The 4842-nt window shown below is 60.1% G+C and carries 5 protein-coding genes; 2 read left to right on the top strand and 3 right to left on the bottom strand.

The window, feature by feature from the left end; all coding sequences use genetic code 11:
• Positions 1 to 9 precede the first annotated feature (9 nt).
• From ABL914_RS13640 to eno, 3 genes are all read right to left on the bottom strand, one after another.
• On the bottom strand, positions 10 to 1092 hold the full coding sequence (locus tag ABL914_RS13640; protein WP_391563737.1) for a hypothetical protein: 1083 nt from the start codon (positions 1090 to 1092) through the stop codon (positions 10 to 12).
• A 102-nt stretch (positions 1093 to 1194) separates the two neighbouring features.
• Positions 1195 to 2268, bottom strand: a complete 1074-nt coding sequence (locus ABL914_RS13635) for a phosphotransferase (RefSeq protein WP_391563736.1) — start codon at positions 2266 to 2268, stop codon at positions 1195 to 1197.
• A gap of 199 nt (positions 2269 to 2467) precedes the next feature.
• Positions 2468 to 3751: a phosphopyruvate hydratase gene (gene eno, locus ABL914_RS13630; protein ID WP_391563735.1), complete on the bottom strand. Its 1284-nt coding sequence runs from the start codon at positions 3749 to 3751 to the stop codon at positions 2468 to 2470.
• A gap of 155 nt (positions 3752 to 3906) precedes the next feature.
• Between eno and ABL914_RS13625 the strand changes: the two genes are divergently transcribed.
• On the top strand, positions 3907 to 4500 hold the full coding sequence (locus tag ABL914_RS13625) for a hypothetical protein (protein ID WP_391563734.1): 594 nt from the start codon (positions 3907 to 3909) through the stop codon (positions 4498 to 4500).
• A gap of 46 nt (positions 4501 to 4546) precedes the next feature.
• On the top strand, positions 4547 to 4842 hold a 296-nt coding region (locus tag ABL914_RS13620; protein ID WP_391563733.1), incomplete at its 3' end, for a phage holin family protein.

Below are 4842 nucleotides of genomic sequence, written 5' to 3'. Positions count from 1 at the left end.
GCCCCGGCACTATCCAAGGTCCATATACTCCTTCAATCCCATCGGCGCATAGGGCCCGATAATTAGCTGCTCAAACACGCCAAAACCCTCGCCGTGCTTGTCGCTGGTAACCTTGCAGGGCAGCTGAACGTGAAAATTGTCCATCGATCCGGGGCTGCATTGTTCCAGGCCAAAATCCTCGCGCTCCACTTCAAGCGGTCCGTGATAGAGCCCGTGGTTCCATTTGGGTGAGGTATAGCCAAGCCCGCGCATCTGGAACCGGCCGACCGGCTCAAGCGTCAGGGTTTCCGGGCCGTCTGGCCCTTCGATCACCAGCTTTCCATCCCGGGGCCAGCGGGTGCCGGGGACAAGCGGCGATGCCATTTCCCCTTCGGAATCGAACAAGCCATCGGCATCGGATCCATCAGGCGCAATCACCGCACGGGTATTCCAGCGATTGCCCTTGGCATCGGCGTTCACGTGGAAAAACACGCTGCGGTCCGCAAAGTTGATCGGGGTCCATTGCCAGAAGAAACCGGGGATCACACCGCTGCCGTGCGGCTGTTCATCGCGGGTGCCAACGGGACGCACGCCCCAGCTGCGATCGCGCGTGCCCATGGTGCCAGGCGCGCAATCGTGCCGCTCACCATCCACGTCGATCCAGCCCGAGTAATGCCCGTTCTGGGTCATCCGGGTGTAATCCATGAACGTGCGCGGGCCGATCCGGTGGATGAAGCGCGGCTCTTCAATTGGAAAGGCCCGGCCGGCAAAGGTCAGATCAGCCTTCAGCCCTTCGCCGTCCACAACGATCCGCAACTTGCTAAGTGGCTCGATCACCTCGATCCGGATCGGGCCGACCTGCATATCAAGCCGCTCCATCCCCAGTTCGCGGCTGGCGTGGAGATTGTACTGCACCCCATCGCGGATCGCGCAAAAATGGGCATCGGCAACGTTGAGGTGCGGATATATCCCCAGTGCCGCGGCAAAAAAGCCCGAGCCATCGGGAGCATAACCGTTAAAGAAATAGCGGTCGTAAAAGTTCCGGTCCGTCCCGGCATAGGCAACCGGCTCAGGCGTTTGGTGCAACGGATAGTCATCGCCCTTGGTCAGCATACTCCGCTTCCTTCAAAGTGTTCGTCATCCTCGCGTAGGCGGGGACCCAGTGTTGGCCCGCTCTGGGTCCCCGCCTGCGCGGGGATGACGAAGCGAGAGGTTTTATCCCTTTAGCTTTACCAACGATCCATGTTGCAGTGCCAGCGAACACCCGCCGCGGGCCATTGAAAGAAAATTGGCATCGCCGCGCTCGGTTCGTTCGACGTAGGCCGCGCTGAACACCGCAGTGGAAACGCCGTGCAGTGCGCCCACCACGTATTCGTCCCAAATCTCGGCACGGCTAAGCGGAACACCGCGGCTCGACATTTCAGCGCAGTAAAGATCAAGCAGCTCATCCTCATGCGCGCGGCGAAGGGTATCGCCGATGCCTGTGCCCATGAAATAGCCGATGTCAGTCATGCCGCTGCCGATTGCAATCGTCTGCCAATCGAGCACCGCGATCGGCTCTGCACCGCCTTTGATATCGAACAGCATATTGTCGAGCCGGAAGTCACCGTGGACCAGGCATCTGGCGCCGCGCTCCATGCCAAACCAAAGCTCGCTCAAATCACATAGGTTTTCGCAGATCGCCATCAATTCAGGCTCAAGCAGATCGCCGTAGCGTTCGCGGAAGGTTGCCTGGGCATTGCCATACAGCGCCTTGATCTGTTCAACTTGACCAGGCTTTGGCTTAAGCCAGGGCCGGTCGATCAAGGCCGGGTTGATCAAGCTGGGTGCGTGCAGCCCGGCGGCCTGGCAGATACCGGCACGGGCATCTGCCAGGCTGCAACTGTTTAGCTGGTTGCCGCCCCGGCAGGGACCCAGATCTTCGAAAATCAGCACGAATTCGACGCCGTCCTCAGCCAGTTCGGCGGCAATTACGCCCGGCACGCGGATATCGAGCTGCGGTGCGAGTTCGCGGTAGAAGCTCACTTCCTTGGCATAGAGCCCGAAGGCCCCGGCAACGCCGCGGCTGGCCAGATCCTCGGCCGGAAACTTGCCCGCCACGCTGGCCGGGCCGCAATCAGGGCGATCGTAGCTTAGATGAAACCGCGCGCTATCGCCAACCTGTCCGGTGCCGATCGGCTCCCAGCGAATATCGGTAATCGCTGCATCAGGGCCTATTCCGTGGCGATGCAGTTGGGTTGTCAGCCACTCTGGCGAAACCTGCGCCGGATGGCTTGGGAAATTGGTCATCGCCGCTCCTAGCCCGCGCCCGTTAATCAGACGATTAAACAACTATCGAATGAACATGCAACCGACAATTTTCCGACGATTTGGCGAAAGGGTGCAATTGCTGCCCCGAACCCGGACATGGTCAGCCAATCGGCGCGAGAACAGGCATGGTCCCCGCGCGCTGATTGGCTTTGATTGTATTGCCGCATTTACCCAGGGCTTAGGCAAGCCGCCCAAACGCGCCTGCCCCGGCATAGTGGGCAGCATCTCCCAGCTCTTCCTCAATCCGGATCAACTGGTTGTATTTGGCAAGCCGGTCTGATCGGGCCAGCGACCCAGTTTTGATCTGGCCGCAGTTGGTGGCCACTGCCAGATCAGCGATGGTTGCGTCCTCGGTTTCGCCTGATCGGTGGCTCATTACAGCGGTATAGCCGTTGCGGTTCGCGATGCTGACAGCATCCAGCGTTTCGGACAGCGTGCCGATCTGGTTGACCTTTACCAGCAGCGAATTGGCCAATCCCATCTCGATCCCCATCGTCAACCGCTTGGGGTTGGTTACAAACAGATCGTCACCAACCAGCTGGACCTTATCGCCGACCAGATCGGTAATCGCCTTCCAGCCCTCGAAATCATCCTCACCCATGCCGTCTTCGATTGAGCGGATCGGGTAATCCTTGCACAAGGCGGCCAGATAATCGGCCATCTGGGTGGGGCTAAGCGAGAGACCCTCACCGCTGATTTCGTATTTGCCGTTCCTGAAAAACTCAGTCGCGGCGCAATCGAGCGCCAGGGCAATCTGCTCACCGGGCTTGAACCCGGCCTTGGCAATTGATTCCATGATGAAATCCAGCGCCGCGCGGGTACTTGAAAGGTTCGGGGCGAAACCACCTTCATCGCCAACGGCTGTGGCCAGGCCCTTGTCGTGCAACCCCTTTTTCAGGGTGTGAAAGATTTCCGATCCCCACCGCACAGCTTCGGCCAGGCTATCTGCGCCAACTGGCATGATCATGAATTCCTGGAAATCAATCGGGTTATCGGCATGTTCGCCGCCGTTGATGATATTCATCATGGGCACCGGCAAGACATGGGCGGAAACCCCGCCGATGTAGGAATAGAGCGGCAGGCCCCGCGCATTGGCCGCAGCCTTGGCCACCGCCAGGCTGGTCCCCAGGATGGCATTGGCACCAAGCCGCGCCTTGTTCTCAGTCCCGTCGAGCTCTATCATCAGCGCATCGATTTCGCGCTGGTCTTCAGCATCGATACCCAGCAGCGCATCGGTGATCTCGCTGTTTACCGCTGCCACAGCCTTGAGCACGCCTTTGCCCAGATAGCGCTTCTTGTCTCCATCGCGCAGTTCCACCGCCTCGTGCGCCCCGGTTGATGCACCCGAAGGCACGGCCGCGCGGCCAAAGCTGCCATCATCAAGCAAAACGTCCACCTCAACCGTCGGGTTGCCCCGGCTGTCAAGAATTTCACGAGCGTGGATGTCAATAATCGCGGTCATGGCGGGTCAAACTCCTCAAGGGCATTTGTGCAATTCCCTAGGCAGCCCCGCCGATACCCGCAAGTTGCAATGCAGCATGACAGGGGCTTGAAGAGATAGTAATTCGTATCCACATCGGATCCAGGCCCGGCCGGCGGGCAGCGAAAGGTAAGATCATGGCCAAGACCCCCACCAAGACTACTGCAAAACCTGCAACTGCGGCCAAGGCGCCGGCTAAAAAGGTTGCTGCAGCCAAGAAGCCCGCGCCTGCCAATGCCGCCGCCGCAACCGATGCGGCCAAAGCCAAATTTTCCAAAGCAATCGAGGAAGCCAAGGCCGGTGCCGCCGCACTGAAGGATGAGGCCACCGCCAAAGCCGGAGCCTACCGCGAACAAATCGCCGCCAAAAGTGGTGACTGGGCCGAGGAAGCCAAGGATCTGGCTGCCCAGGCCAAGGACCGCGCCGCCGATCTGGCCAAGGAAGGCAAGGCCAAGACCAGCGACGCGATTTCGAGCCTGGGCAGGGTCGTTTCTGAAAACGCCGGTGCAATCGATGAGAAGCTGGGTACGCGATATGGCGATTATGCCCGCACTGCGGCACGATCGATGCAGGAAACCGCCGCCAAGATCGATTCCAAGGAATTGTCCGAACTGGGCGATGATGCCAAGGAATTCGTCCGCAAAAGCCCAGGCCTGGCAATCGGCATCGCTGCGGTTGCCGGTTTCTTTCTGGCACGGCTGTTTCGCGGCGGATCGTCTGACGAAAGCTGATCGGCAAGAGTTGACAGGCCCGGTGCCCCAGCCTCTTGTCGCGGCAATGGACGATGAAGCTCCACCTCTGATTGCAGACCAGCCAGCCAACCCGGCTGAACGTTCGCTGGTGGAAGACGTTCGCCAGCTGGTCAGCGATGGCCGCACCCTGCTGGATGCGGAGCTGGCTTATCAGAAAAGCCGCGCCGCTGTTGCCGGGCAAGGCGCAAAAGGCATTGCTGGGTGGGGCGCGCTGGCGCTGGTGCTGGTGTTCTTCACGCTGATGGCGCTGGTTCTGGGGCTCACCCTGGCCTTGTCTGCCAGCATTGGACCGTGGCTGGCCACGGCGGTGATGGTGCTGGG

The organism is Novosphingobium sp. (assembly GCF_040079535.1).
Taxonomy (GTDB): domain Bacteria; phylum Pseudomonadota; class Alphaproteobacteria; order Sphingomonadales; family Sphingomonadaceae; genus Novosphingobium.
This window is presented reverse-complemented; position numbering and strand designations above follow the sequence as displayed.

Excerpts from the sequence above, each read along its gene's own strand:
- ABL914_RS13625 (WP_391563734.1), top strand. The coding sequence starts at position 3,907 with ATGGCCAAGACCCCCACCAAGACTACTGCAAAACCTGCAACTGCGGCC.
- ABL914_RS13640 (WP_391563737.1), bottom strand. The coding sequence starts at position 1,092 with ATGCTGACCAAGGGCGATGACTATCCGTTGCACCAAACGCCTGAGCCG.
- eno (WP_391563735.1), bottom strand. The coding sequence starts at position 3,751 with ATGACCGCGATTATTGACATCCACGCTCGTGAAATTCTTGACAGCCGG.
- ABL914_RS13635 (WP_391563736.1), bottom strand. The coding sequence starts at position 2,268 with ATGACCAATTTCCCAAGCCATCCGGCGCAGGTTTCGCCAGAGTGGCTG.